Raw genomic sequence first — 24,327 nt, 5'->3', positions numbered from 1 at the left:
CATAAAGTTATACCCTCTAGTACCCTCGCCAATCCATACTTCCCTGACCAAAGCCTTTAAGGTGTTTCCAAGCCCCATATTTTTTTACAAAAATATCCTTCGAACCGTCAGTATATTGTCCTTTAGTAACAGTAGGGTACAGTGAAAGGTACTCTTGCCCTACAAATGTTTCAGTCTCAAAATCAAGTAATGGTAGTATCGCTACACCATCAGGCCTATACCCATCAAAAAAACCTAACTCCCACGGCATCCACTTTGAGTTTGAAGAGTTATCTGTCGCTATATAGATTAGACTCTTAGACTGGCGCAACCTAACTCGTAAAAGTTCTGCAGTTTCCTTGTTTACCTTATCTCTCGATAGATGTTTATCTGTATCCCAATCCACATAAACAGTGAGCCCTTCTTCTTCAAGTAACTCTTTTACTCCAAGAACCAACTCGGCATCATCTATTGAGTGAGAAAGGAATACATCAAAACGAGTGTTGGAGCTTGATGACTCAAATGATTCAGTTAATCTGCCTTTAGCATTAAATGCTCTGCTGCTTCGATTTACAGAAGCTTGAGCAGCCCTTCTTGCTTCTTGTTTTGTAAAATATGCCATTTATGTTATGTGCCTTAATTATTATAAGTTTATTATCCGATTAGATGTATGGACTTCGTTAAGCTAATAACTTTCTCAAGTTTTCCCATGTCCAGCGATATAATCTCCCTGCATTTTCAACAGCTCTATATTCTCCATTACGGTAACCAATTAGTTGAATTACTGGTTTTCCCTCTTGTCTTGCCATTGCGATCTCGGCAAGCACACCTGGAGCTCTATAGGTTTCAGGCCCAACAATAACCATAACGATATCTGATTTTCTGATGGCTGCACGAGCTTTGTCTTTCCAATTTGCCTCTGGCGCCGCTTCTTTTAAACTATGGTCGATAACCATAAATGGTGATTGCTCCAGTTTCGATTGACCTATAACAAAGCCTTTAAGCGCTTTGTCATTATCAAAATCAAAACTAACAAAAACTTTTTTCTTTATAATCACATTCTTTTCCCCTATTTTGTTTATTAATGCTCCTGTTGCACTACCGAAAATAATGCCTCCAACCCCAGGAAATAAAATATTACCGAGTAACCCACCAATGGCCGAGCTAATGATTGGAGAGGCATCTAGTGATTCTTTGTGTGAGTAACAATAATTGCTTCCATTCATTGCCAAGTTAGAGCATTTATGACCTTTTTTTGTTGAAGCTTTACACTGTCCCATTCGTTATGAACTCACCCGCAACTTAATATAAAGTTAATATATGGCGATTATTTAAACATATATCAAGGGCAAAAGTAGCACCTTTTTCAATCATAATATTTGCTAGCGAACGCCGCATTATAGTAACTCGTGGATAATTATGGATGGCGTTCCTCAAACCATACATACACGTAAATTTTGAGCTTCGTTATGCTTACTTGCGAGAAAAAATCTATGGAGCCTTTTTTCACCTTAGCTACCAAGACTACAATCAAGAAAATAACCCTATTTAACTAGCAAAATAAAATAACTAGTAATTAATGTAGAATTACATCACTATAATGTTTTGTTTTGGTGGCTTGCGCATTAAATTTATGTAGCTAAGGATATTATTATTTCTGAGTTTAGTATTAATTCATTAACAAATTTCGACGACAAATATTGGAGAGTCGATTGGTTTGGCTATCTTAGTTACGAGGATGATTCGGGGAAACGCCGTAGTGAGCCACTGGTTGATATATACTTATCACCATTCATCGAATTTCCCACACCTGGTAGCTTGAATTATAAATACTCTACGGACCTAAAACAAACAAATGTCATTCAAGTCCCTGTGAGCTACCTTCGGGTTATTAGGTTAGGAGATGTTTGGCATAATGGAAAAAGAGTACCGTTAGAATACACAGAAAAAATGCGAGAAAAATTCAGTTCGGTCACTATTACCCCTGAATCGGCTTACACCTCGATAGCTGGCGCAAAGGGAAAGCTAGATGATAATTTACTTCCATTTACTCATCATCCGTATCATGGAAAAGCTACCAAAGTACACTGTGAATTTGTTAAGCTAGATGAAGATAAAATATTAGTATTCCCTCATTATATCCTTTTACAAGCTTATTTTTCGAAATCTCAATACGTCTTTCAGCAACTGTTCAAATTTGGATTACAATTCGATTCTATATACGACCCATCACAATCTTATTTGACGAATGACGGGCATGCTTATATTTTATTAAAAAAGTGGACTCATGATATTGCTGCGCCAGAAGTAGCAAGATTGGCATTTGATGAAGTGGCGGCAAAAGCTATTCGTGGACTTAGCGAAAACTTATCACTCCAGTGTGTAAACAACCGTCCTGTTAGCCCAAAATTAAAGTTCCCATTTGAAGGTGAAACCACTCTTGACGTTTATGGAAAATGGTGCCCGTTGGCTTCAGGTCGAAAAGTGTTCATTGTTTATGATATTTTAAGTTGTGATGCAAGTTACCCCTTTAGTTCTCTTGAATATTTCCGAGATAATCCAGGTGATGAAAACCCTTTAAACCCATCTACTCAAGGAGAAAATAACAAAGACACACACCTGCAAGGAAGGCCAAAACCTAAAGTGCCTGAGGTAGGGGATGTTGATATGCGACCAAGTAGTGAACCAAAAAATAATATTGACGAGCTCTTAGTTGAGGGGAGAGCAGGTACGATATTTAACGACTTGACAAATAAGTATATCGACAAGAGAAGACAAAAAGCTCACTTAGACGATAGTTCGCCTACAACCTATAAACCTTTTGTGGGTGGGCTTGAGGGAGGTAACACTGGTGAGGGTGATACCCAAGGAGTTTCTGCTCCAGTAGATTTTCGGCTGCCGGATAGTGAGTCAGAGAACAGGTTTATATTTGATCATAAAATTTGCCGCCTTACCCTTTTTCAGCAAGTAGTTAATGAAATAGAAAATCTTCCAAGAGTCAAAAACATTGAATACATAAGTATTAATCGAGCAGTTACTGACTGTAACTCGATATTTTCACAGTTTCCCGTTACTTTCACTGAGGGAGGACGAAAGTCGACTTGGCAATATATAAATTACTATAAAGGATTTAGGCAAGAAGGCCGAGAAAAGTATCGTCTTAGGCAAGCATTAATTGCACGAATAACCCTTTATACCGGCCATGAAATAACACTCATTGAAGTACAAAGACGAGTTTTCAAAGTTAATGATGGATGGGTTGAGCTAGATACAACATCACTATTATTAAGTACCACGTATTACGCACCTTCATACACAGAAAATCAGTTATCAACTTTGCTTGAACGTTGCAGTGAATCACGAGGAACATGGGAGCATATAACTGCATACAATCAAAGTCAGAGCTTATCCATAAAGCACCCTTCAAATAACACAATATATGAAGGTAGTTATGCTGATAGACAAATAGCAATTATAGAAAAAAATTTGGAGTTTAGCTTTGCTTAAACTTTATAACAAAATCGCTTCATTTCTCAAAAGCAAAAAGAAAGCCACAGTTTTTTGGTTCACAAACCAACAGTTAGCCAATAAGTACAATATATCCGAGCTAATCAAGAGCAACAAGTGTCAGCTCGACACTCTAAAAAGTAATTCCACTGAAATAGACCAGCTCACAAAAGAAAAAAACGCTCTAGAAGATGAGTATAAAAATAAAACCATTATGTTCAATGAGTTAAAAAGCTCTATTTCCGTAGAAAAAGAACTGCATGCGGAAGAGTTGACTGGTCTACATGATCAATATCGCAAGTTTATTATTCAATTTTGTAAAGAACGCAATATACGCTCGCCTTTTGATAAACTCCCACTGAGGGAGCCTATTGTACAAAAAGGTTTTTTTAGCTTTTCAAAAGTCAAACAGACTTTATTTCTAGAAAAACTGCAAACTTTAGGCATCAGACCCAACGATGAACAATTGGCTATGCTATTTTGTGAAAATCCAGCAGCTTGTATTCAGGCTGGTGCTGGTTCTGGAAAATCCACAATGTTGGCTGCAAGGGTTGCCTTTCTTCGCTTGGAAAATGATATTCCTTTTTCTAATATTACAGTGACCACCTTTACTAAAGAGGCTCGGAGTGAGTTTATTGAAAAACTTGTTAAAAATGTACAGTTGCTGTCGAATGTTCCAACCAGCTTTGGCGAGAAAGAAGCTCGTGATGTTGTAAGGACCTTTCATGCGCTTGCATATAAAGTAAATAAAGAGTTTGGTGACGGGAAGCGTATTATTTTAGGAAATTGGACGCCAATTTTTGAAAATAAAGATGGTGAAATAGTAGACATTGAGAACTTAGGGGCCTTATCAGAGAAGGAGCTAAAAGAAAATTATAAAAAAGACACGACAATCCCGCGCATGTCAGATTTGATGCAGCGAATATACGAATACCTTTATACCAAAGACACTAAATTCAAACAAAAGATTGACTACTTATTCCGTGCATCAATTAAACAACTGTGTTTTAACCAAAAATCACCAGAGAAAAATCCGTTTTATCGGGCAACCCCTTTAATAGAGAAAAGTTTATCTAAACAGTTATTTCACGATTGGTTAAATATAGATTTGGAAAAACATCGATCTATTGCACAAACCTATCCACCAATAGATGATTATTGGTCTTGTGGAAATTCTAAGCAAAACACAAATTTGAAGTATCACATATATTTACCAAAACAAAAACTTCGTGTTTTTCTAAGTCCCGATATTAATATTTATGATAAGGTAAAAAAATACGATGATTTTTGTGATAGTAAAAGAAGTCTGTCTAGCTGGCTGTTTTTTAGAAAGTTATTTGTATACTATAAAGCAGATAGTAAGTACATATGGGTTGATTCAGAAGAAGCTTTAATGAGGCTACTGGAACGTGAAAAACAATTCGATGAGTTCCCTCCAGAGTTCTCTTATGCTTGTGTAGGAGAGTTTGCCAAAAAGCCCAATGAAAAAGACTTTATACCAGTTTATGGTCAATTCAAATCTTTATCAGACTTTATCTATTCGTTAGGAAAATCTATTTCAGACTTTAGTTCAGCTGAAAGCGAAAGGTTACTTTGCTATGTTCCAAACCACGATAAAGTATTCTTGGAAGCATGCATAACCTTTAACGGTGCACTTGAAAAACTTTTAGAAAAAGAGAATTTGATTTCATTTGAGCAAATATTTCATACATTCCAAAACTCTGAGCACCCAGCATTAAAACTTTGTAATGCTGAAAGCTTATCATGGTGTAAGCATCTTTTGATTGATGAGTTTCAAGATATTTCTCCTAATATTATAAAGTTCCTCAATAACTTAAAAGCCATATATACAACTAAAACTAAATCAGGCTCTCTTATGTTTGTTGGAGACAGCAATCAATCCATCTATGTATGGCGAGGTAGCTCATATCTATATATAAAAATGCCTGACACTTTCTTTCCAGTACCCGATTATTTTTCAATTCTACCGCTTAAAGCTAACTATAGAAGCGCAAAACCGGTAATTGAACTAGCTAAGATACCACTAGTTAATATTGGTTCTGAAGACTCTGTAGTTCCAGCCAGAGAAGATTTAGCTTCAATGGAGTGCAATCTATCAATAAAAAGACCATATACGACGAAAGGTCGTAGTGAAACTTTAGATTACGACTTGCTGTGTAAAGAACTACAACGAGAAGTCAATCGAGTTAAAGCTACTCCTGAAGACCCTGTGTATGTTCTTTTTACAAGACATAGCTTAGCGAAAGATACAGGGCATAAAGAGTGGGATTCATTGTTTCAATCCCTAAAGAAATCAGGAGAAATTAAAGATCTAACGATACACACCAGTAAAGGTTTAGAGGCTCGATCTGTATTTATCTTAGGGGATATAGCTCCAAACACTTGGAATCCAATAAAAAATGCTATGTATGAATGGTGTGAAATAGGCACCACTTTTGAAAATGCCCAATATCACGAAGCTAACTGCCTTTGCTACGTTGCAATAACAAGAGCAAAAAATAATGTTCATTGGTACATAGACAGGCTTCAAGATAATGGATTAGCTCGAGCTTACTTTGAAAAGTGGCCATCAATTGTAAGTTGACTTAGTGGAATACTGACTCTAGCATCTTGTTTATCAAGTTGTCCTGATTCACAAAGTACAAACCACTGAGTGTGATCTTGATCAAATCTTCTGTTATCACCAGAAATATAGGAGGATAAGATATTTTCAGTAAACTTACCCAATGGTTTTCCTTCTTTCGCGCTCATTCGTCGATAAGACAAAGCCTTTGCATATGCGCCAGGATCATCACGAGCTAATTTTTTCATAGATATCTTATCCGCTCTTAATAGCTCAGAGTGCTGTTTTGCAACTTTTACTAAATCAGCTAGTTTAGCTATGAACTCTTCGGGCTCATCTTTAGCCTGAGTTTCAACAGGGTTATTATAATATTCGTTGATAACATATTTATCATTGCTAGAAAGTCGGTTTGTTAACAGCTCAATTCTTACCTGCAAATAAATAAACCGTTCGGCATATTCAATTAGCGTTGCTCTGTCTGACTCTTGGAGCAACGCAAACTCGCAATTTAATCGCTCTTCGAGATATAGCGCATCATTTTCAAAAACCTCTTCACAATCACTCATTCTGGTTTCCTCATATATGGTAAATGAAATAGTTTATTCCTCTGATAGCTCTTTAAAACTTTTTTAATGACCCCAGAGTCTTCATAGCCTAGTAGGCGGTTGAGAGCTGAGGCGTTCAACCGTTTATCGTGTGCAATTAAGTAATCAATAGCAGCAATAACGGACTGCTCACTTGGAGGACTATTTGGGCTATACAAATTTTGTCTGATATTTTTTTCTAACCAATAGGGAATTAGAGGTCTCTTATTTGTATTATTAGTAAAATCTGAGTAGATTAATTTGTTGTTGATACAAAAAGCCATAAATTGACTTGGCCAGTTACTAAAAACACCTGTAAGCAGACTCATACACTGATAACGCAAGTTATGAGGAAGCATATCGGGGTCTTGGATATTATCCTTTTCTTGGTCCCTCACGACCTCCCTGAGAACTAACCTCATTAAGTGTCTCAACACTTGAAAAAACGAAAATGAGTATATCCAATTAGATCCAACTTCTAATTTAATAAAGCCTTCACGTAATATGCGCTCATATAAAATAGTATCTTTAACGACATCAGCTTTTGCTACGCATGCAACGGTATTTTTTAAATCAAAAGCACAATGAAAACACTGAGTAATAGCTCCTAGGAATGGCATTTTATGAGGCTGCCCTACATCATTTAAAAGTGGTCTGATTGGGCTGGAACATCTAGGGCACCTATCATACAACTGACAAGCGTGACGACTGCACACCGTTATAAATGAAACTCGCCAAACTTTCCTGTAATAAGGTTCACCTTCCGCTAAGCACAGTGGGCAATACTGTAAACAATAACGTCTGTGATTATTTTTCTGACTTCCGGTTTGTAGAATGCAAGCCTTTCGATTCGCTTTAGGAGTTGAGCTAGCAAATAGTTTACCCGAATAGCTATCTAGTGTTGTTTCTCTAGATCTAAAATAAGTAACACGTAACGGCATGGAAAGCTTTTGTAGAATCTGCTCTGTAACAACATAATCGAGGTTGTAGTAGGTATTCCTCATTTCAGGTATGAGCAAATAGCAAAAAGAAAATACGTTTTGCCCATTTGCTCTGGCAACACGATAAACCCATGACGAAAATAGCTCATCTGGTAAAGGCTGTGGATGCACTGGAAAAGCAGACGTCATTAACGATTACTCTTCTTACGTTCTTTAGGTGACTCATAATCGATTTTTTCAAGTAATTCTAGCGTTATACTTTCAAGCCCACTTCTAATTGCAAAAATCGCCGCTTGAGTGAGTATGTCTGAAACCTCTCCAAGCAAGCCTTCACTCATAAAATACACTTTCTGAGCAATAGCTTTACTCTTTAGATTTGACGAATTAGCTAAAGGTAGCATACGTTCAAAGCTTGCCAGTAAACGACGAAAATCGGTATCCATTTCCCATCTTGGTAATAATGAAGGTTTAAACCGGTTATCAAGCTGAGGGTCTGTTTTAATAGCTCTTAAAGCATCCTTAGTTCCTAGACCAACTATAGGTATCTTTAATTCATTACTTAAATTACGAATAACACTTAAGAAGACTCGTTGTTTATCTAAAGGGCCAGCAAGTAAAGAATGAATTTCGTCAATAATGAGCATTTTTACATTACAGGCAGCCATTATCGTTTTTACTTGATGGTGTTTTTTTTCTGCTGAGTCTGAAGGCCTAAAAGGAGCAAATAGCTTAGATAAAATATTACTATACAGTCGTGACTCGCTTGGCGTAGGCGGGGACTGAATAAACAATGCTGGTATAACAATACCTTCATTATCTTCACGCTCGTATGCTGGGTGCAAGTCAATAAAGCGTTCCGCAATCATTGTCTTACCGCTGTTACTATCCCCTACTATCAACATACATGGCATTCGATGCTTCTTAGGGTAAACGAGTAAATCTTCAAGTTTACCCAATATATCAATCGCCTTAGAATAACCAATCCATCTTGATGACAAAATATATTCAATACGTTCTTCATTACTCTTATCAAGTAAAGTGCGAACATCTTCGTTCAAGTGATCAAACGAATTATTGCTAGTATGTTCAATCACGACGCACCTCTAACATTTCATCAAAAGGCTGTATATCATCGTCATCTTCATCATTTATAAATTCTGTTTTAGTTAAAGGAGCTTTTTCATAAACTTCAGGTGAAGATATCGCGGTTTTCTCAGCATTTTTTCTTCGTTGAACAGCTTTTCTACTTTTTTTAGTTTTAATAACAGCTTCCTGCTCGATTTCCCTCATAGTCTCTAATGCGCTAAAAATCATTTCTTCATTTACATGAACAGCCCCATCATCTTTTAATTTTTTCTGTACTTTCCTTAGCTCCCATATGGTCATAGATGGATGTGCTGTGTTTCTGTATGGAATAGGGAAGTAACACTTTAACTGCGGGTCAAAAAACCATATTGTACTGATATCTCGAGGGTCTCGACGGCAAATAAACTTTCGTTTTAACTTGCTTCGCCCCTCGACGGTTGCATTGATCCAAACTCGAAGGACATCACTGTAATAACAAATATCATCAATACGAATACCGTAATCTTGTACGGTTCTTTCAACATAAGGAAGTAGATTGGTCTTAAGTGTTTCTTCATCATCTATCTTTCTTGGCATACCAACACCTTTCGTGTTTTTAGTACCTAAAACACCTTCTTCAAATTTTTGATATGGAGTAGTATTAATTCCTGAGTGCAATTTGTGATGATAAGATTTTGTAATTAAAACAGTGAGCCAATGCTCAAACTCTTTCAACGTTAAGGCTGATTGCTTATCTGAATCATACCCTCTTCTTTGCTGTGTGTTAGAAAATGTTGTTCCTGGTAAGGTGTGTATCTCCTTAGCAAATGTACCAAGCAGACGCTCAATATGACCGCCAAAATGAGGCCTGCCAACAGGACGCCATTCAATAGAAAAAGCATATTCTTGGCATGCTTTTTTAAGCATATTTCCACGAAACTCTTTTGCATTATCGGCATGGACTGTTCTTGGTACCCCCCAACAAGGCCAAGACGCATCTATATCATATTCAGCAAGAAACTTATCCTTCGGCAAGATCACATTAGAAAGACACATACCAACAGCCAAGGCACTTGGTTTTTCAAAAGAGATGTAAAAACCAGCTACCATCCTGCTGTATACATCTATTGCCATTGTTACCCAAGGACGTTCAAGAGGTAATCGATAAACATCATCTACCAATATTATATCTAAAGGTGTGTGGTCAATTTGAATTACAGCATAAGGATAATCAGCATGCGGGAACTCCCCCATACTCATATGAAGCGCATCATGAATTTGGTCTTTACTACAGCGCTTACGTATTTTCAAATCCTCAGATAAGCTTTTGATACGATTTCTTACCGTATTAACATGAGGAATAGTCAATGTAGCTTTCCTACACTCTAGCTTAACTAAGCGATGTACCGCTGCAACTGACTTCCTTTGCTTATTTAAATATTCGCTTTCAATACATGCATCAATGACTTTCTCTACTTCACTTGATAGTTTTTTACTACCGGAGTCACTCCTCGTTTTCGGGGACAGTATCATCAAAGATGAATCTGCTTCGTATAATCGAAGCCACTTATAAATTGTATTTATATGGTAGCCGTGCTCTGTAGCTACACTTTTTACTTCTTCAACAGTTCGGTCATGCTTATGTACCAAAGGTTGAATAATTTCCAATCGTTGCTGAGCTACTTTCCAGTCATCATCTTCGATAGCATCAATAACACTTACGCGTCTATCTTCTGGTGAAGGGGGCGATAAAGACAGCTCTGATATTCTGAGCTTTTCAATTTGCTTTGTATGGAAATTTTCTGCTAATACGTAATCTAAATTAGTAATTTGCAGTACAATGTAGTGCGTATCATTATGATAAACGGAGCTTCCTTGCTGCAAGGTAAATTCTTTTCTCGCTTTTCTAGGCATATTTATCTCCCTATCCAAATACGTGAAGACATAGTGATAGGTAAATTTAAATCCAAATTCACTCTTTTTGCCGCAATGAGCCACCATAAAGAAGGTAAAATCTCAGCTTGCGCCCATTTATCGTTAAATAAAGACTTAATCAATTGTTCAACACTGCATTCTCTCATTGAATGAAGTGCACCAAATATTAATTCCTCGTGAGATTCATTGAGTGCATCACGTAAATATGGTTGTAAAAATCGAGCATTTTCCATATAAGTTGTGCGTATCTCATTCTCAGTAAACAGCTTGAAGCGCCAACCTTGCACTTTTGCATAACGAATTGCGGCCTTGAATTTTGGCTTAAGGTCTTCCCAATTTTTTTTAATGTCACTACGGTATTTAACTTCGCAAAGTACTATATTGCTATTAGAGAACGATGAACGACCCGATATGTAACTAAGCAATACATCAGGGGTGTATTTTCTTTTTCTGCCATTTGAATCCACCCATGAAATACAAACCGGTTGAACATCGTAGCTTTCTATACAGCTATCAAACTCAATCATTGTTAAAAAGTCGCGTTCAAGGGAAGATTCAAAGAATGCATCATTGGCTTTTTGTGAATTTGCCAATCCTGTCAGATTTCTATAATTTTTTGGTATTGTACGTACAGACATAAAATTAAACATCACTCGTTAAAGGTGTAGATTACTATTCAATACATCATATCGATGTAATTGATAACTACAAGCTATGTACTTTTTAAGTAAGATGTCTAATTATTACTTTATAGTGATGTAATTGTCATTTAGGGTTAGACGAACCGCCTACCAGCGCAACTGCAGAGCAAGTGTGATGAGGATTTCGAAATGGTCGCTGACGCCAGTTGGTTAAATCGATTGAGTGGCCAATAATGGAATACAAAGCAGCGGTATCAATGGCTTCATCATCTGACATGGTTGGCATTATTGTAGACATTCGTTGCGCAAGCATTGATTTGCCGGTTCCTGGTGGCCCTAAAAATAGTAGGTTATGTCCACCTGCGGCAGCAATTTCTAGTACTCGTTTAGCACCGGGTTGGCCTTTTACATCACTTAAATCGAGTAAAAAGTCTGGCGCTTGGGTACAGTCAGGGTAGGCAATATTCAATGGTAAAGGTTGTTGGTTGAGTAAGTCTCCCCACACCTCTTGTATAGAGCTTACCGCTTTTCGTTTTACACCGCTGACAAGGCTGGCCAAACTATCGTTTTCAAGAGGAAGAAAGCAACAACGGTTTTGCTCTTTAGCACCGAGCACTGAGGGTAAAATAGCATTCACTGCACGTATTTCACCATTAAGTGCAAGCTCACCATAAAACTCATACTTATGAATATCAGGGCAGACTATTTGCCCCGATGCGACCAAAATGCCTACCGCAATCGCAAGGTCAAACCGCCCGCCGTCTTTTGGTAAATCGGCAGGTGCTAAATTAACGGTGATACGTTGATCGGGAAATCCAAATTGAGAGTTTTCAAGGGCGCTGCGTACTCTATCCTTGGCCTCTTTAACCGATGCTTCGGGTAAGCCGACAATATGAAATGCAGGTAAACCATTCCCTAAATGCACTTCAACCATAACCTCGGGGGCATTAATTCCTACTTGTGCGCGAGAAAATATACGGGCTAACGACATTCCTTATCCTAGTTAACTGCTGTATTAAACCAGTTTAGTCAGGATATTTAAAAACATGTAATATAATCTTCCATTTAATGGCCGAAAAGCGCAGCAATAAGGTCATTAACATACTCAAGATCATCGCCACTTCCACCGTTAAAGATAGGTTTATAGCTAACGTATACACAATACCACCAGCAATACAGGTAATAGCATAGAGCTCACCTTTGAGCAGCATAGGAATATCGCGGGCAAGCACATCGCGAATCAATCCACCAAAACAGGGGGTGATCACCGCCATAATAATAACCGTCATATCAGGCATACCGGCCAATTGCGCTTTTTGTGCTCCCATTACTGCAAAAAAGGCTAAACCAAATGCATCGGCTGTTTGTAAAACATAATAAGGAATCGATTTTTGTTTATTGATCAGTCGTGTTGTAACAAGCACTGCGGCTAAAATAGCATAGAAGTAGCTTTGATCGTGTAACCAAAATACGGGTTGATCGAGTATCACATCGCGAACAGTACCGCCACCAATAGCCGTAACGGTTGCAAGCACAACCACACCAAAGCCATCCATTTTCTTTTCATAGGCAACCAAGGTGCCCGATATAGCAAATACCGCTACGCCAATTAAATCAAACCAGTGATAGAGTTCAGTCATAATTTTGATTACAAAAAGTTTTAAAGAGTTTAACGCATAGCATACTAAATATTCAGCAATAACACTTTCAAAAAGTAGAATTAGAAAAGAACAGCAGAAATACGTGTTAAAAATAGCGTGAGGGAATATGAATTTTAGGCATAAAAAAACACGCTTTAGGCGTGTCGATTTAATAAAACATGTTATTTCAGTGGTTGCGGGAGCCGGATTTGAACCAACGACCTTCGGGTTATGAGCCCGACGAGCTACCAGACTGCTCCATCCCGCGCCTGAAATTGCAGATTTATTTATAGTTGCTTACATTACAACTTGGCTTCCAATCCTCTAAAGGAAATTGGTTGCGGGAGCCGGATTTGAACCGACGACCTTCGGGTTATGAGCCCGACGAGCTACCAGGCTGCTCCATCCCGCGCCTGTATATTTTAAGTCTATCGACTACTTAATTTAATCTCTTAAGTTAGAGTTTACAGTAACCTCAAACCTCTAAAGGAAATTGGTTGCGGGAGCCGGATTTGAACCGACGACCTTCGGGTTATGAGCCCGACGAGCTACCAGGCTGCTCCATCCCGCGCCTGTAATTTCTTTGTAACAGTATCGTGTTATTCACAAGCCTGTTTCGAAGAGAGCGCTATAATATAGGAATAAACCTATAATGCAAGGTTTTACTAATTAAAAACGTTTAAGTGAACAAAAACCCATCAAAAGGCGGTTATTACACTAATCGCTGATGTGGGTTTATCATTTTTTGCCACTCCCAATCGGGATGCCCCATAACAATAAAGTCTGGGTTTTCTGTGCTTTCCCTTTGGTTATAGGTCAGAGGGTTAAACTCAGCATCGGTAATACACCCCCCCGCCTCTTCAACTATTACTTGTGATGCGCCAGTGTCCCATTCACCAGTGGGACCAATTCTTAAAAAGCAGTCAGCTTTACCTTCAGCAACAATACAAGCTTTAAGCGAACATGAGCCTAAAGCCACCGTTGCAAATTGCGCATTTAAATACTGACTCACGGCTTCTACCTTTTGGCGGCGGCTTACAGCCAAAGTTAAACTTTCGGGAGGCGCTACAAATATTTGTTTATCATGCTCGCCTTTACGCTTAAATGCCCCATTATTAGCGGTAGCAAAATAGGTCACGCCCTTTGCTGGCCAATGAATCACTCCCAATACAGGATGATTATTTTCTATCAGCGCAATATTAACGGCAAAGTCGCCGCTTTCTAATATAAATTCACCGGTGCCATCCATCGGGTCCAGCAGCCAATAGCGTTGCCAGTGCTGCCTGTCTTCCAATGCTGGGATCGGCGTTTCTTCGGACATAATAGGAATATCGGGAGCTAGCGCTTTTAAGCCAGCAACAAGTACATCGTTTGCGGCTAAATCTGCTTTAGTAACTGGCGTATTGTCTGATTTTTCTTGTTGACCAATATCATCTTTTTTATAAATAGCCATAATTGCATCACCTGCACTTTGGGCAAGTGTTATGCATGGTTCAAGTAATTTATCCATTAGTCGCTCCTGAGGCTAAGTACTTATCTAATAATAGCAGAGCGGCAACACTACGTGCTTCAGTAAAGTCAGGTTGTTCTAATAGCGACTGCCACTGCGCAAGTGGCCATTTAACAAGCACTAATGGCTCTGGCTCATCACCTAATAGGGTTTCAGGGTATAAATCTTTAGCAAAGAGAATATGCATAGTGGCATTGAAATAACTAGGCGCCATAGTGACCGTTTTAAGTGCTTCAAAGTATTCAGCACCAAAGCCAATTTCTTCTTTGAGCTCTCGGTTTGCCGCTTGCTCAGGTGTTTCACCGGGGTCAATTAATCCTTTAGGGAAACCTAACTGATAATCATTGGTGCCGGCGCAATACTCTCGAACGAGTAGTAGTTCGTTTTCAGCTGTGATGGGTACAATCATAACGGCTCCACGGCCACCGCCGCGAATTCGTTCATACTGACGCTCTTCGTCATTTGAAAATTTTAGTTCTAAAGACTCCACAGTAAATAAGCGACTTTTAGCGACAACATTATTACTGAGAATTTGTGGTGGTGTTGGGTGCTTTTTCTGTGTCATGGGCATCAATTTGCTATCATTGCAGTTATACTAATCATATACCCAAATGAGTATAAGATGCGAGTTTCAGTTTGAATTAAAAGCAATTTAAATGCAGAATTAATCATAAAATATCTTACCCGTAGTTAAGGTTAAATATTTATCTGGCGTTATTGAATTCGCCCTTAATATTTCATCATTGGGTATATGTTTTTAAAGTTCAATTAACAGAGCCCATTATATTTCGCTTGCAAGCATTTCATCGCAACGTAGTCATTTAACGCCTCAATTTCCACAAGGATATATCATGCTCAATTGGTCAAAAATCGATACTGTATTACTCGACATGGACGGGACTTTACTTGATTTACATTACGACACTGACTTTTGGCTCAATGTTGTTCCACAACAACATGCTCTGGCTCAAAATATCAGTTTTGAGGCAGCCCGCGCAGATATCTTAAAACGCTATCAGGCTGTGAGTGGCAAAATTCAGTGGTACTGCTCTGACTATTGGGAAGCACAGCTAAACTTACCTATTCTCGAACTAAAGCGCCAGTCTGCTCACTTAATCAAAATTCGTGAAGACGTTCCGCATTTTTTAACTGAACTTCGACGTGCAGGTAAAGAACTCATTTTACTTACCAATGCTCATCCAGAATGCGTAATGCTTAAATTTGAACATACCGCCATTGATAACTACTTAGACGGGGTGGTGTCAACGCATGAATATGGGGTAAGTAAAGAGCAACAAAGTTTATGGCACAAGGTTCAAGGGGATTTAGGGTTTGATAAACGCCGCACATTATTTGTAGATGACAGCTTACCGGTATTAAATGCCGCACGAGAATACGGCATTGAGCATTTACTTGCGGTTGCTAACCCGAATAGCCAGCAACCACATAACGATATAACCGATTACTTAAGTGTCACCGATTACCGTAAGCTTATTTAGCTTATTCGCCCTGAGGGTAACGCGCTACTAAGCCTTGATATACCTGTTTTGCAAAATCTACATGCTCAGTATCAAGGCTTTTAACTACTTCAACTAAGTGTTCGTTATCTTCTTTGCCATGCCACACTTTAATGTAGCTACCCTCTTTGTAACCATGATCCTGACGGAAGAAGTTCAGCGTATTTTTACCCACATAGCCACGATATAAATCATCAATATCCATACCGATTTGTGCCATACAACCGGCAAAAGCAGCCGCGTTAAAGGTTTTATTGGCAACCGCACTGGCTGCTAATAATTCAAGCGTTTGTTTAAAATCATCACCTTGCTGTGGGGCGCTCATTTGAGTTTGTAGCTGTGTTGCTATTTGCTCGTAGCTGGTCTCACCGTCGATACGTAGCGATAAACCAAAATGAAAAATATCAACCAGCTCTAAAATTACTTGTTCAGTATCTGGCGTTTGTTTTTTCCACCATTTCCAACCGTAATGATCCAGCATTTCTGCACATTCAACCCAAATAGCTCTATACCATTCAAAGCCTTGACTAAACCATTGCTCATGTACTTTGGTATTCATGGCATTTTGCATTTCTAGCATAACAACTAGTTTGTTTAAATTCGCAGACATATTGGTTCCACTGTTGGATTTATAATTAGGGTAATAATACAGATAATATAACTTAACGACCAGCCGAAAACTCATGCCACGAGTTGATCAGGTCAACAAAGTCTTCAAAACCACAACCACTGCTTAAATCATTCTCTTCCAGCATGAGTTCGTCATCTTGGTAGGCTAATATATCTTCGTTATCTTGATGCAGCGCATGTGCTTCGAATAATGCTTCATCTTTAGAAAGGATCAGATCAATTTCTTGGCCTTTAAGTGTTACCGGCTCAAAGCTTGAACTCACCGAGCTAATAAGTGCCTGCACCATCGCCACTTTATCTTTGCCTATTTCTTCATTTAACCAGCGGCCTATAATCGCGTGCTCGCTGCTAATTTTAATTCTTAACCCACTAATAGGATCGCGAATGAATTGGTATTCCATAACTTTATTCCAGTACTGCTAATACAACAGATTATAACCTAATCAGCTATGAATAATGAAAGCCAGATACAAAAATAGCGCCATAAGGCGCTATTAAAGTATGCTCACTATAGCTAACCGCCTGAGCGATAGCGGGCAGCATCAATAATTGCCCATAAATGGAATACGGCTCCAATAATGGCTGGAACAACTAAAAACCATAACGCATAACCGCCAAAAACCAGAATTGCAAAAACAAGTGCCGCTAAAATGCGGCCCTGCACCAACTGCCCTAAACCGGGGAAAAAAATATTACATAATGCTGCGATTACGTTACCGCCAGAACCTTGTTGAGACATACTAACCTCTGTAGTTTAATTAATTTTGTATTTGTACTTATTATTTATACTTACACACTTTATGCCAATTTATTAAGGCTTACAAATCATACAGTTAAATTATTACGAATTTATCATTTTAGTATTTTTTGCCAAAAATAAGTCAAATTAGCAATTTTAAATAGCTATTTTAGTTACTTGCTCAGTTTATACTGTTAACTATTCAACAACTTAAATACGTATTTTATAAATAGCTGTTTATAAAAACAGTATTTTATTTAGCCTAACAAAAACACCTGTTATACTGCTCTCATTATTGATTAAAAAGGCGTAACGATGGACGTTTCAGAATTACTCGATGGCTTAAATGATAAACAACGCGATGCCGTTGCAGCGCCATTACAAAACATGCTGGTATTAGCAGGAGCAGGTTCAGGTAAAACTCGAGTATTGGTTCATCGTATTGCCTGGTTAATGCAAGTAGAGCAAGCCTCTGCCTATAGTATTTTTGCGGTAACCTTTACTAATAAAGCCGCTAAAGAAATGCGCTCACGGGTTGAAGAAACATTAAAAGCCCCTGTAGGGGGCATGTGGATTGGTACTTTCCATGGTTTATCGCACCGAATTTTGCGTGCACATCACCGTGAAGCAAACTTACCAGAAGCCTTTCAAATTTTAGACTCTGACGATCAGCTTCGTATGATCAAGCGCTTATTAAAATCGATGAATATTGATGATAAAAAATGGCCGGCAAAGCAGTTTGGTTGGTACATAAGCGCTAAAAAAGATGAAGCTCTGCGCCCTAAAGATATTCAGGCATACGATATTAACGAGCAAATGATGCTGCGCGTTTATGCCGCCTATCAAGAAGCTTGTGATAGAGCGGGCCTAGTTGATTTTGCTGAAATATTACTACGTAGCTATGAGGTTCTTAAAAATAACCCAACCTTGCTGCGTCATTATCAGCAGCGCTTTGCGCACATGCTCGTAGACGAGTTTCAAGATACCAATACTATTCAGTATGCATGGTTAAAATTACTTGCGGGCGATACCAGCAGCATCATGATTGTAGGTGATGATGACCAAAGTATTTATGGTTGGCGCGGCGCAAAAATAGAAAACATTAAACGCTTTTTAACCGATTTTGATGCAGAGACGATTCGCCTTGAGCAAAACTATCGCTCGACTGCCACTATTCTTAAAGCCTCAAACGCGTTAATTCAAAATAACTCCGAGCGAATGGGTAAAAGTTTATGGACCGATGGTAACGACGGTGAACCTATTTCTATTTATGCTGCTTTTAATGAGCTAGATGAAGCGCGCTTTGTGAGTAGCAAATTACGTAGCTGGCTTAATGCGGGTAATGCACTTCAAGATGCGGCTATTTTATATCGTAGTAATGCGCAATCGCGGGTACTTGAAGAAGCAATGCTACAAGAAGGTTTAAAATACCGAATTTATGGCGGTATGCGATTCTTCGAACGCCAAGAAATTAAAGATGCTCTTTCATACTTACGCTTAGTGGGTAACCGCCAAGATGATGCGGCATTTGAGCGTGTTATTAATACGCCCGCCCGCGGCATTGGCGATAAAACATTAAGCCATATACGTGACTGCGCTCGCGCTGAATCCTTGCCGCTTTGGTATGCTGCTAAAGCCATTGTAGAGCAACAGCATTTATCGGGTCGCGCTTCTGGAGCTGTTGCCAAGTTTGTTGAGTTAATTGAACATATTGAAGATAAGATTAGTGACTTAACGCTGCACGAGCAGGCTAAATATGCCATTCAAACCTCAGGGTTAATGGCAATGTATCAGGCTGAAAAAGGTGAAAAAGGCCGTGCTCGGGTTGAAAACTTAGAAGAATTAATTAGCGCCTGCGATCAATATGAACTCCCTGAAGAGGAAGAATTCAGTTCACCACTACAAGGCTTTTTAGCCTACACCTCGCTTGAATCAGGTGAAGGGCAAGCTGATGAACATGAAGATGCGGTACAAATGATGACGCTTCACTCAGCTAAAGGCTTAGAGTTTCCGCTGGTATTTATGGTCGGTGTTGAAGAGGGCATGTTCCCATCACAACAAAGTAATGAAGAAACGGGCCGTTTAGAAGAAGAACGCCGCCTTTGTTATGTAGGTATGACCCGTGCTATGGATAAACTGTATATAAGCCACGCAGAAAGCCGCCGTTTATATGGTCAAGAAAAATACCACAGCCCATCGCGTTTTTTACGTGAAATACCCGAAGACTGCGTAGAAGAAATTCGCATTAAAACCCAGGTTTCTCGCCCGCCAGCAGCTGGTCGCTTTAGTGCATCGGTTAGCCATGCCGCCTTTGAAGAAAGCGGGTTTAATTTAGGTCAACGGGTGCTACATGCAAAATTTGGCATTGGTACGGTGCTTAATTACGAAGGCAGTGGCGCACAATCGCGAGTACAAGTTAACTTTGACGACTTAGGTAGTAAGTGGTTAGTAACAGCTTATGCAAGACTACAAGCCGTTTAACCGCGTTATAGAGCATCTGCAACAGCAGCTAACGAATGCTAAACATCGTCAGTTACTGTTGCTTACAGGCGATAAAAATTGGTGTTATGAGCAATGCACTCAGCTGCTTGCTCAATTACAGCAACCCTCTTTTGTTCTTTCTAAAAACACAAATTTAGTTAATGCACATTGGCCAGAGCATACCCATCAAATTTTAGGGCAAGAGTGCGCCCATGCTGTTTATGATGGCTACAGTGGACTGGTGCCAGATAAACTAGCAGCCTTAGCGGGCGTAGTTCAAGCGGGTGGCTTTTTAATTGTATTACTTCCACCGCTCGAATCACTTGAACATTGGTGCGATCCTGCGCTGCCATTATTTCAATCATTTGGACAAGCGCATCAATACAGCTTTTTTAATCAACGCTTAAAGCACTTACTGAGCAACGCCTCCTTATTACATTTTAATCAACAAGATGGCTGGGTTACTCTTGCCGACATTGATTCATCAGCAGGTACAATAGATTTTACCGAGCAACAACAATGTGTTGAATTAATAAAAAAAACCGCGCACGGACGGGCAAATAGACCATTATTGATTAATGCTGATCGGGGACGGGGTAAATCAGCGGCATTAGGGATTGCCGCAAGCGAGCTCAGCGATAAAAAAATCCTCATCAGCTCTATGCAATTTCGCGCATTGCACAGCAGCTTTAAACATTTAGCAAACGCACTTAATTTGGAGTATCAAGCAGGCAATAAATGCATTGCAAACATGCAATATATTGCACCTGATCAGCTACTTAACGAACAGCCTGAGTGTGACTTGCTATTAATTGATGAAGCGGCAGCAATCCCTGTTCCAATGCTCATAAAACTACTCCACCTTTATCCTCGCGTGGTATTTTCAAGCACCATGGTTGGCTATGAAGGCAATGGTCGCGGCTATATTCTAAAGTTTACTCGCTACATTAAAACGCATTTTAAAAATATGCGCAGTATGACTCTTGAGCAGCCTATTCGCTTTGCAAAGCAGGACCCATTAGAGCTGCACATTCGCACGTTATTAGCCTTAGATGCTGAACACCACAGCCTCACCTTACACTCTACCCCTCTGCAATTTAAGCAGTTACAGGCACATCAACTTGCTAGTAACGAGTCACTACTTTATCAAGTGATTGGGTTGCTAACGCTGGCACATTATCAAACCAGTGTGAATGATTTACGCCACTTACTAGACGCCACTAAACAACATGTATTTGTTTGCCAACAAGGTGATAATATTCTCGGTGTCTGTTTAATTGCGATTGAAGGTGGGTTTAATGCCGCCATGAGCAATGAAATAGCACAAGGAAAGCGCAGGCCTCAAGGTCACTTAATGGCACAAACGTTAGCACAATTGAGTTTTAATGCTGATGTTTTAAAACAACACTGCGCCCGCGTGGTGCGTATTGCCATTGATCCACAGCATCACAACAAAAAAATAGGCACACAGTTACTTAAATACTGTGAACAGCAATTGCAGAGCGAGTGTCATTGGTTTGGTGCCAGCTTTGGTGGCAATGCGCAATTACTCAGTTTTTGGCAAAGTAATGGCTTTGATTTAGTTAAACTCGGTTTTCAAAAAGATAAGGCAACGGGCGAGCACAGCGCATTAGTTGTTAAAAGCTTAACTAAAAGTGACCAACTAGTAGAGCAATTAGTAGCACAGTTCGAAGCCGATTTCCCTTTGAAACTACTCGATCACTATAGTCAGCTTGATTATCAACTGGTCGCGAAAATTGTCTCTCATTTTAATACTCATACTGGCAGTATCACTGAGCAATTAAGATTAAAGTCTATGTTAACAAGTGACTACCAGCTTTTTAATATAAAACCATTGCTCTGGCGACGTTTTTGGGCATTGCCGTATAGCTTGCCAACCGATGACGATAATTTCCAATATGTTTTTATTAGGCTAGTATTACAAAATTGGACACCGAAAAATATCCAAAGTCAGTTAGGTTTGAATGGCACAAAGTCATTTAATACATTATTTAAAAAGGCTGTAAATAATTGGTATGAGCGCATTTCGCATAATAGCAAACCTTAACATTGTCCTTATAGCATTAGTGCTTGGGCAAACTTTCGCGCATGCCGAGCAAACCAACAACAAAGTAATTAAGCTGGGCATGTCTACTGCACTGACTGGCCCTGCTAAAAATATTGGCCAACAGTTACATAAAGGTAGCAGCGTTTATTTTGACAAAGTTAATAACGCTGGCGGCATTAATGGCGCTAAGGTGCTACTTTTAGTTGCTGACGATCACTATGAACCCAAACAAACCGTTAATAATACTCGTGAGTTTATTTACACAAATAAAGTTGATGCCCTGTTTGGTGCCATGGGTACCCCAACCAGCCATGCAATTATACCTTTACTAGAACAATCAAAAATTCCGTTCTTAATGCCTTTTAGCGGGGCGAGCTTTCTTCGTGAAAAACCGTCAGTTAAAGCATTTAACTTAAGAGCAAGCTATAACGACGAAGCACAAGAACAAATCAAATACCTCGTTGAAGAGCATAAACATACTAAAATAGGGCTGTTTATACAGGCTGACGAATTTGGCTTATATGTAGAATCAGGACTAAGAGAAGCGCTCGCTAAATATAACCTTACACCGGTAATAGTTGCTCGCTACAAACGCAATAGCCAAGATGTGGAGTCAGCACTTAATACCTTAAAATTAAGCGGAGTAACGGCAATCTGTTTAGTCGGCACTTATGAACCACTCTCTGAGTTTATTAATAGTGCCCAAAAGCAAGGGTTTAATCCTGAATATACTAGCGTTTCGTTTGTACCCAGCTTTGACTTATTTGATGAAGTAAACTCACCATCAAATATTATGGTAACTGAGATTGTTCCAAACCCACTAAATTGTAACGATAATTTTTGTACTGAGTTTTTAGCCGATATGCAAGCGAGCAACATCAAAAAACCGAGTCGTCTTCATTTTGAGGGTTATATTAACGCTATGGCATTTAGCAAAGCAGCGAAAAACTGTCAATTCCCCCTTCAGCAATCCTGCCTGATGAATGAGCTTAATTCTTTATTAGTAACCGATACACTTATCCAAAAGTTATTCATAAATACTGAAAACAACAATAAACGTAATGTTTATCGCTCTTATTATGTGAATAAATAAATACCTTGCAAATATTGTTCTATCCTTAGTATACAAACTTAGTATGTGAGGAAGCCATGGACTTAATTAATTTTAAAGTGGGTTATAAAACCATTTCACTTAAGATTCTTGATATCTTATTAACGGAACAATTTCATAATAACCTCACGGTGCTGCCTAACGATAACAAGAGCTTCCTAGGCGTTAAAGATTATATGGGGATCCCAACCCCAGTATTTGACTTAGGAATAATTTTAAATGGCGTGTCTACAGAGCACAGTAACCGAGATGCGTTAAAGCAACTTAAATCTTGGCAAAAACAACTCAATACGTGGTTTAATCAATTAGAACAAGCGTTACTAAGTTCGCAAAATTCGTTAAATACGAGTCAATGTGAGCTTGCTGACTTTGAACAATTTTATATGGAATTTAAAACCGATAACGACGAATTAAAAAGTACGATGTCACGCTTTAATGAGCCGTTTAAATCACTTTTACAAAAAGTAGAAGACACTATTAAAGTACATAAACAAAAAAATAGTAAACAAGTCCTCATACAGCTTGAAATTGTAAAGCGCCATGAGCTGATCCAATTAGAGCGCTTATTTGAATCAGCCAAAGAGCAAATAACCTTAGACTATAAACCGATTATTGTTTTTACAACAAAAGATGGAATGACCCCGCATGTTGGCTTATTAGTTGATAAAGTAGAAGATAATATTGAATATAGACAAGAAGATATAAAACCTCTCGATAAGTTGACTGAAATAGGCTTTGATATTGATCCACAAACAAGAAATATGATGCATGGATTAATTAAGCTAGCCGATAAACACAGCGTACTTATTGATCCAAGCGCTATATTTAAACCCAAAGAACTTCAAGCTTCTAACAACACACAAGAGCAAGAAACCGAACCCTATGGACTGTTCTAAGCTAATTATTTGTTATAAACAACACTTAATAACAAAAGTTCGGTTAGTAGGCTTTAGGCGCTTATTCTTTTACTTTTACCTTTCAGCTGCATTTTCACTTTTCTGCAGACAACAAAAAACCCGTCACATCGCTGTAACGGGTTTCTCTTATTTGGAGCCTGGTAATGTCCTACTTTCACATAGCAAATGCTACACTATCATCGGCGCTGTTTCGTTTCACTACTGAGTTCGGCATGGGGTCAGGTGGGTCCAAAACGCTATTGTCACCAAGCAAATTTGGTGTAAGTTCGATTTAATCGAGCTTACTAAAATTTGGAATTTCTGATAATAAAGAGTAATCAAGTAATCTACTTTAGTTCTATTAACTTCTTCGCTTAAACTATCACATAAAACGCGTTTGGCGTTGTATGGTTAAGCCTCACGGGTAATTAGTACAAGTTAGCTTAATGGCTCACACCACTTCCACATCTTGCCTATCAACGTTGTAGTCTTCAACGGC

20 protein-coding genes, 3 tRNA genes, 2 rRNA genes and 1 pseudogene are annotated in these 24,327 nt (G+C 38.9%); 7 read left to right on the top strand and 19 right to left on the bottom strand.

Going from position 1 to position 24,327, the window contains the following annotated elements:
* Window positions 1-16 precede the first annotated feature (16 nt).
* Entirely contained in the window at window positions 17-601 is a 585-nt protein-coding gene (locus QL986_RS10310) for a toll/interleukin-1 receptor domain-containing protein (protein ID WP_290171519.1), read from the bottom strand.
* A gap of 58 nt (window positions 602-659) precedes the next feature.
* Entirely contained in the window at window positions 660-1,205 is a 546-nt protein-coding gene (locus QL986_RS10305) for a TIR domain-containing protein (protein WP_290191526.1), read from the bottom strand.
* A gap of 724 nt (window positions 1,206-1,929) precedes the next feature.
* Between QL986_RS10305 and QL986_RS10300 the strand changes: the two genes are divergently transcribed.
* A complete protein-coding gene (locus tag QL986_RS10300; RefSeq protein ID WP_290191510.1) occupies window positions 1,930-3,486 on the top strand; it encodes a hypothetical protein in 1,557 nt (518 codons plus the stop codon).
* Window positions 3,479-6,091, top strand: coding sequence for a UvrD-helicase domain-containing protein (locus QL986_RS10295; protein WP_290171514.1), 2,613 nt, complete (start codon window positions 3,479-3,481; stop codon window positions 6,089-6,091). Before QL986_RS10300 ends, QL986_RS10295 begins: the two co-directional genes overlap by 8 nt.
* On the opposite strand, the gene QL986_RS10290 is transcribed toward QL986_RS10295, so the two are convergent.
* The 12 genes and pseudogenes from QL986_RS10290 to nudE form a co-directional block, all read right to left on the bottom strand.
* Window positions 6,058-6,636 (bottom strand): hypothetical protein, encoded by a 579-nt coding sequence (locus QL986_RS10290; RefSeq protein WP_290171513.1) that lies wholly within the window; start codon window positions 6,634-6,636, stop codon window positions 6,058-6,060. The two genes, QL986_RS10295 and QL986_RS10290, sit on opposite strands and share 34 nt — an antisense overlap.
* On the bottom strand, window positions 6,633-7,784 hold the full coding sequence (locus QL986_RS10285; protein ID WP_290191509.1) for a TniQ family protein: 1,152 nt from the start codon (window positions 7,782-7,784) through the stop codon (window positions 6,633-6,635). The genes QL986_RS10290 and QL986_RS10285 overlap by 4 nt, the downstream gene beginning before the upstream one ends.
* Window positions 7,784-8,689: a TniB family NTP-binding protein gene (locus tag QL986_RS10280; RefSeq protein ID WP_290171510.1), complete on the bottom strand. Its 906-nt coding sequence runs from the start codon at window positions 8,687-8,689 to the stop codon at window positions 7,784-7,786. The genes QL986_RS10285 and QL986_RS10280 overlap by 1 nt, the downstream gene beginning before the upstream one ends.
* Entirely contained in the window at window positions 8,682-10,574 is a 1,893-nt protein-coding gene (locus QL986_RS10275) for a Mu transposase C-terminal domain-containing protein (protein WP_290171509.1), read from the bottom strand. Before QL986_RS10275 ends, QL986_RS10280 begins: the two co-directional genes overlap by 8 nt.
* A 2-nt stretch (window positions 10,575-10,576) precedes the next feature.
* Complete coding sequence (locus tag QL986_RS10270; RefSeq protein WP_290191508.1) at window positions 10,577-11,188, bottom strand: TnsA endonuclease N-terminal domain-containing protein; 612 nt, start codon at window positions 11,186-11,188, stop codon at window positions 10,577-10,579.
* 175 nt (window positions 11,189-11,363) lie between these two features.
* Window positions 11,364-12,227: pseudogene (locus QL986_RS10265) on the bottom strand (magnesium chelatase domain-containing protein); the annotation flags it as partial.
* A 34-nt stretch (window positions 12,228-12,261) separates the two neighbouring features.
* Window positions 12,262-12,876: a trimeric intracellular cation channel family protein gene (locus QL986_RS10260; protein ID WP_024601286.1), complete on the bottom strand. Its 615-nt coding sequence runs from the start codon at window positions 12,874-12,876 to the stop codon at window positions 12,262-12,264.
* 191 nt (window positions 12,877-13,067) lie between these two features.
* A tRNA-Met gene (locus QL986_RS10255) sits at window positions 13,068-13,144 on the bottom strand.
* Between the two features lie 67 nt (window positions 13,145-13,211).
* Window positions 13,212-13,288, bottom strand: a tRNA-Met gene (locus tag QL986_RS10250).
* Window positions 13,289-13,370: 82 nt separating this feature from the next.
* A tRNA-Met gene (locus QL986_RS10245) sits at window positions 13,371-13,447 on the bottom strand.
* A 141-nt stretch (window positions 13,448-13,588) separates the two neighbouring features.
* Entirely contained in the window at window positions 13,589-14,386 is a 798-nt protein-coding gene (gene cysQ / locus QL986_RS10240) for a 3'(2'),5'-bisphosphate nucleotidase CysQ (RefSeq protein ID WP_024601287.1), read from the bottom strand.
* Window positions 14,379-14,951 carry an ADP compounds hydrolase NudE gene (gene nudE / locus QL986_RS10235; protein ID WP_024601288.1) on the bottom strand — a complete coding sequence of 191 codons (573 nt, stop codon included), beginning with the start codon at window positions 14,949-14,951 and terminating at the stop codon, window positions 14,379-14,381. The genes cysQ and nudE overlap by 8 nt, the downstream gene beginning before the upstream one ends.
* A gap of 286 nt (window positions 14,952-15,237) precedes the next feature.
* Between nudE and yrfG the strand changes: the two genes are divergently transcribed.
* Window positions 15,238-15,885 (top strand): GMP/IMP nucleotidase, encoded by a 648-nt coding sequence (gene yrfG, locus QL986_RS10230; protein ID WP_024601289.1) that lies wholly within the window; start codon window positions 15,238-15,240, stop codon window positions 15,883-15,885.
* A gap of 1 nt (window position 15,886) precedes the next feature.
* On the opposite strand, the gene QL986_RS10225 is transcribed toward yrfG, so the two are convergent.
* The 3 genes from QL986_RS10225 to QL986_RS10215 form a co-directional block, all read right to left on the bottom strand.
* Window positions 15,887-16,513: a dUTP diphosphatase gene (locus QL986_RS10225; protein WP_024601290.1), complete on the bottom strand. Its 627-nt coding sequence runs from the start codon at window positions 16,511-16,513 to the stop codon at window positions 15,887-15,889.
* Between the two features lie 52 nt (window positions 16,514-16,565).
* Window positions 16,566-16,934, bottom strand: coding sequence for a YacL family protein (locus tag QL986_RS10220; RefSeq protein WP_013463756.1), 369 nt, complete (start codon window positions 16,932-16,934; stop codon window positions 16,566-16,568).
* Between the two features lie 113 nt (window positions 16,935-17,047).
* A complete protein-coding gene (locus QL986_RS10215; protein ID WP_024601291.1) occupies window positions 17,048-17,272 on the bottom strand; it encodes a hypothetical protein in 225 nt (74 codons plus the stop codon).
* 315 nt (window positions 17,273-17,587) lie between these two features.
* On the opposite strand from QL986_RS10215, the gene uvrD reads away from it, so the two are divergent.
* From uvrD to QL986_RS10195, 4 genes are read left to right on the top strand one after another with little or no spacing between them, the layout of a single operon-like run.
* Window positions 17,588-19,753: a DNA helicase II gene (gene uvrD, locus QL986_RS10210; protein ID WP_008108265.1), complete on the top strand. Its 2,166-nt coding sequence runs from the start codon at window positions 17,588-17,590 to the stop codon at window positions 19,751-19,753.
* Window positions 19,731-21,821 (top strand): GNAT family N-acetyltransferase, encoded by a 2,091-nt coding sequence (locus QL986_RS10205; protein WP_138687042.1) that lies wholly within the window; start codon window positions 19,731-19,733, stop codon window positions 21,819-21,821. The genes uvrD and QL986_RS10205 overlap by 23 nt, the downstream gene beginning before the upstream one ends.
* Window positions 21,790-22,914 carry an ABC transporter substrate-binding protein gene (locus QL986_RS10200; RefSeq protein ID WP_138765301.1) on the top strand — a complete coding sequence of 375 codons (1,125 nt, stop codon included), beginning with the start codon at window positions 21,790-21,792 and terminating at the stop codon, window positions 22,912-22,914. Before QL986_RS10205 ends, QL986_RS10200 begins: the two co-directional genes overlap by 32 nt.
* 56 nt (window positions 22,915-22,970) lie before the next feature.
* Window positions 22,971-23,828 (top strand): chemotaxis protein, encoded by an 858-nt coding sequence (locus QL986_RS10195; RefSeq protein ID WP_138687041.1) that lies wholly within the window; start codon window positions 22,971-22,973, stop codon window positions 23,826-23,828.
* 156 nt (window positions 23,829-23,984) lie between these two features.
* Here the strand turns inward: QL986_RS10195 and rrf are convergent.
* Window positions 23,985-24,099: ribosomal RNA gene (rrf, locus tag QL986_RS10190) — 5S ribosomal RNA — on the bottom strand.
* Window positions 24,100-24,235: 136 nt separating this feature from the next.
* A 23S ribosomal RNA gene (locus tag QL986_RS10185) occupies window positions 24,236-24,327 on the bottom strand; the annotation flags it as partial.

The sequence above is a fragment of the Pseudoalteromonas sp. APC 3250 genome (assembly GCF_030407915.1).
In the GTDB taxonomy this organism is placed as follows: Bacteria; Pseudomonadota; Gammaproteobacteria; order Enterobacterales; family Alteromonadaceae; genus Pseudoalteromonas; species Pseudoalteromonas tetraodonis.
Note: the sequence above shows the minus strand (reverse complement) of the source record. Positions and strands in the feature narration are given on the sequence as shown.

Coding starts and splice junctions, on each gene's coding strand:
- QL986_RS10225 (WP_024601290.1), bottom strand. CDS start 16,513: ATGTCTGCGAATTTAAACAAACTAGTTGTTATGCTAGAAATGCAAAAT.
- uvrD (WP_008108265.1), top strand. CDS start 17,588: ATGGACGTTTCAGAATTACTCGATGGCTTAAATGATAAACAACGCGAT.
- QL986_RS10275 (WP_290171509.1), bottom strand. CDS start 10,574: ATGCCTAGAAAAGCGAGAAAAGAATTTACCTTGCAGCAAGGAAGCTCC.
- QL986_RS10220 (WP_013463756.1), bottom strand. CDS start 16,934: ATGGAATACCAATTCATTCGCGATCCTATTAGTGGGTTAAGAATTAAA.
- QL986_RS10260 (WP_024601286.1), bottom strand. CDS start 12,876: ATGACTGAACTCTATCACTGGTTTGATTTAATTGGCGTAGCGGTATTT.
- QL986_RS10290 (WP_290171513.1), bottom strand. CDS start 6,636: ATGAGTGATTGTGAAGAGGTTTTTGAAAATGATGCGCTATATCTCGAA.
- QL986_RS10310 (WP_290171519.1), bottom strand. CDS start 601: ATGGCATATTTTACAAAACAAGAAGCAAGAAGGGCTGCTCAAGCTTCT.
- QL986_RS10215 (WP_024601291.1), bottom strand. CDS start 17,272: ATGTCTCAACAAGGTTCTGGCGGTAACGTAATCGCAGCATTATGTAAT.
- QL986_RS10305 (WP_290191526.1), bottom strand. CDS start 1,205: ATGAATGGAAGCAATTATTGTTACTCACACAAAGAATCACTAGATGCC.
- yrfG (WP_024601289.1), top strand. CDS start 15,238: ATGCTCAATTGGTCAAAAATCGATACTGTATTACTCGACATGGACGGG.
- QL986_RS10205 (WP_138687042.1), top strand. CDS start 19,731: ATGCAAGACTACAAGCCGTTTAACCGCGTTATAGAGCATCTGCAACAG.
- nudE (WP_024601288.1), bottom strand. CDS start 14,951: ATGACACAGAAAAAGCACCCAACACCACCACAAATTCTCAGTAATAAT.
- QL986_RS10195 (WP_138687041.1), top strand. CDS start 22,971: ATGGACTTAATTAATTTTAAAGTGGGTTATAAAACCATTTCACTTAAG.
- cysQ (WP_024601287.1), bottom strand. CDS start 14,386: ATGGATAAATTACTTGAACCATGCATAACACTTGCCCAAAGTGCAGGT.
- QL986_RS10200 (WP_138765301.1), top strand. CDS start 21,790: ATGAGCGCATTTCGCATAATAGCAAACCTTAACATTGTCCTTATAGCA.
- QL986_RS10285 (WP_290191509.1), bottom strand. CDS start 7,784: ATGACGTCTGCTTTTCCAGTGCATCCACAGCCTTTACCAGATGAGCTA.
- QL986_RS10300 (WP_290191510.1), top strand. CDS start 1,930: ATGCGAGAAAAATTCAGTTCGGTCACTATTACCCCTGAATCGGCTTAC.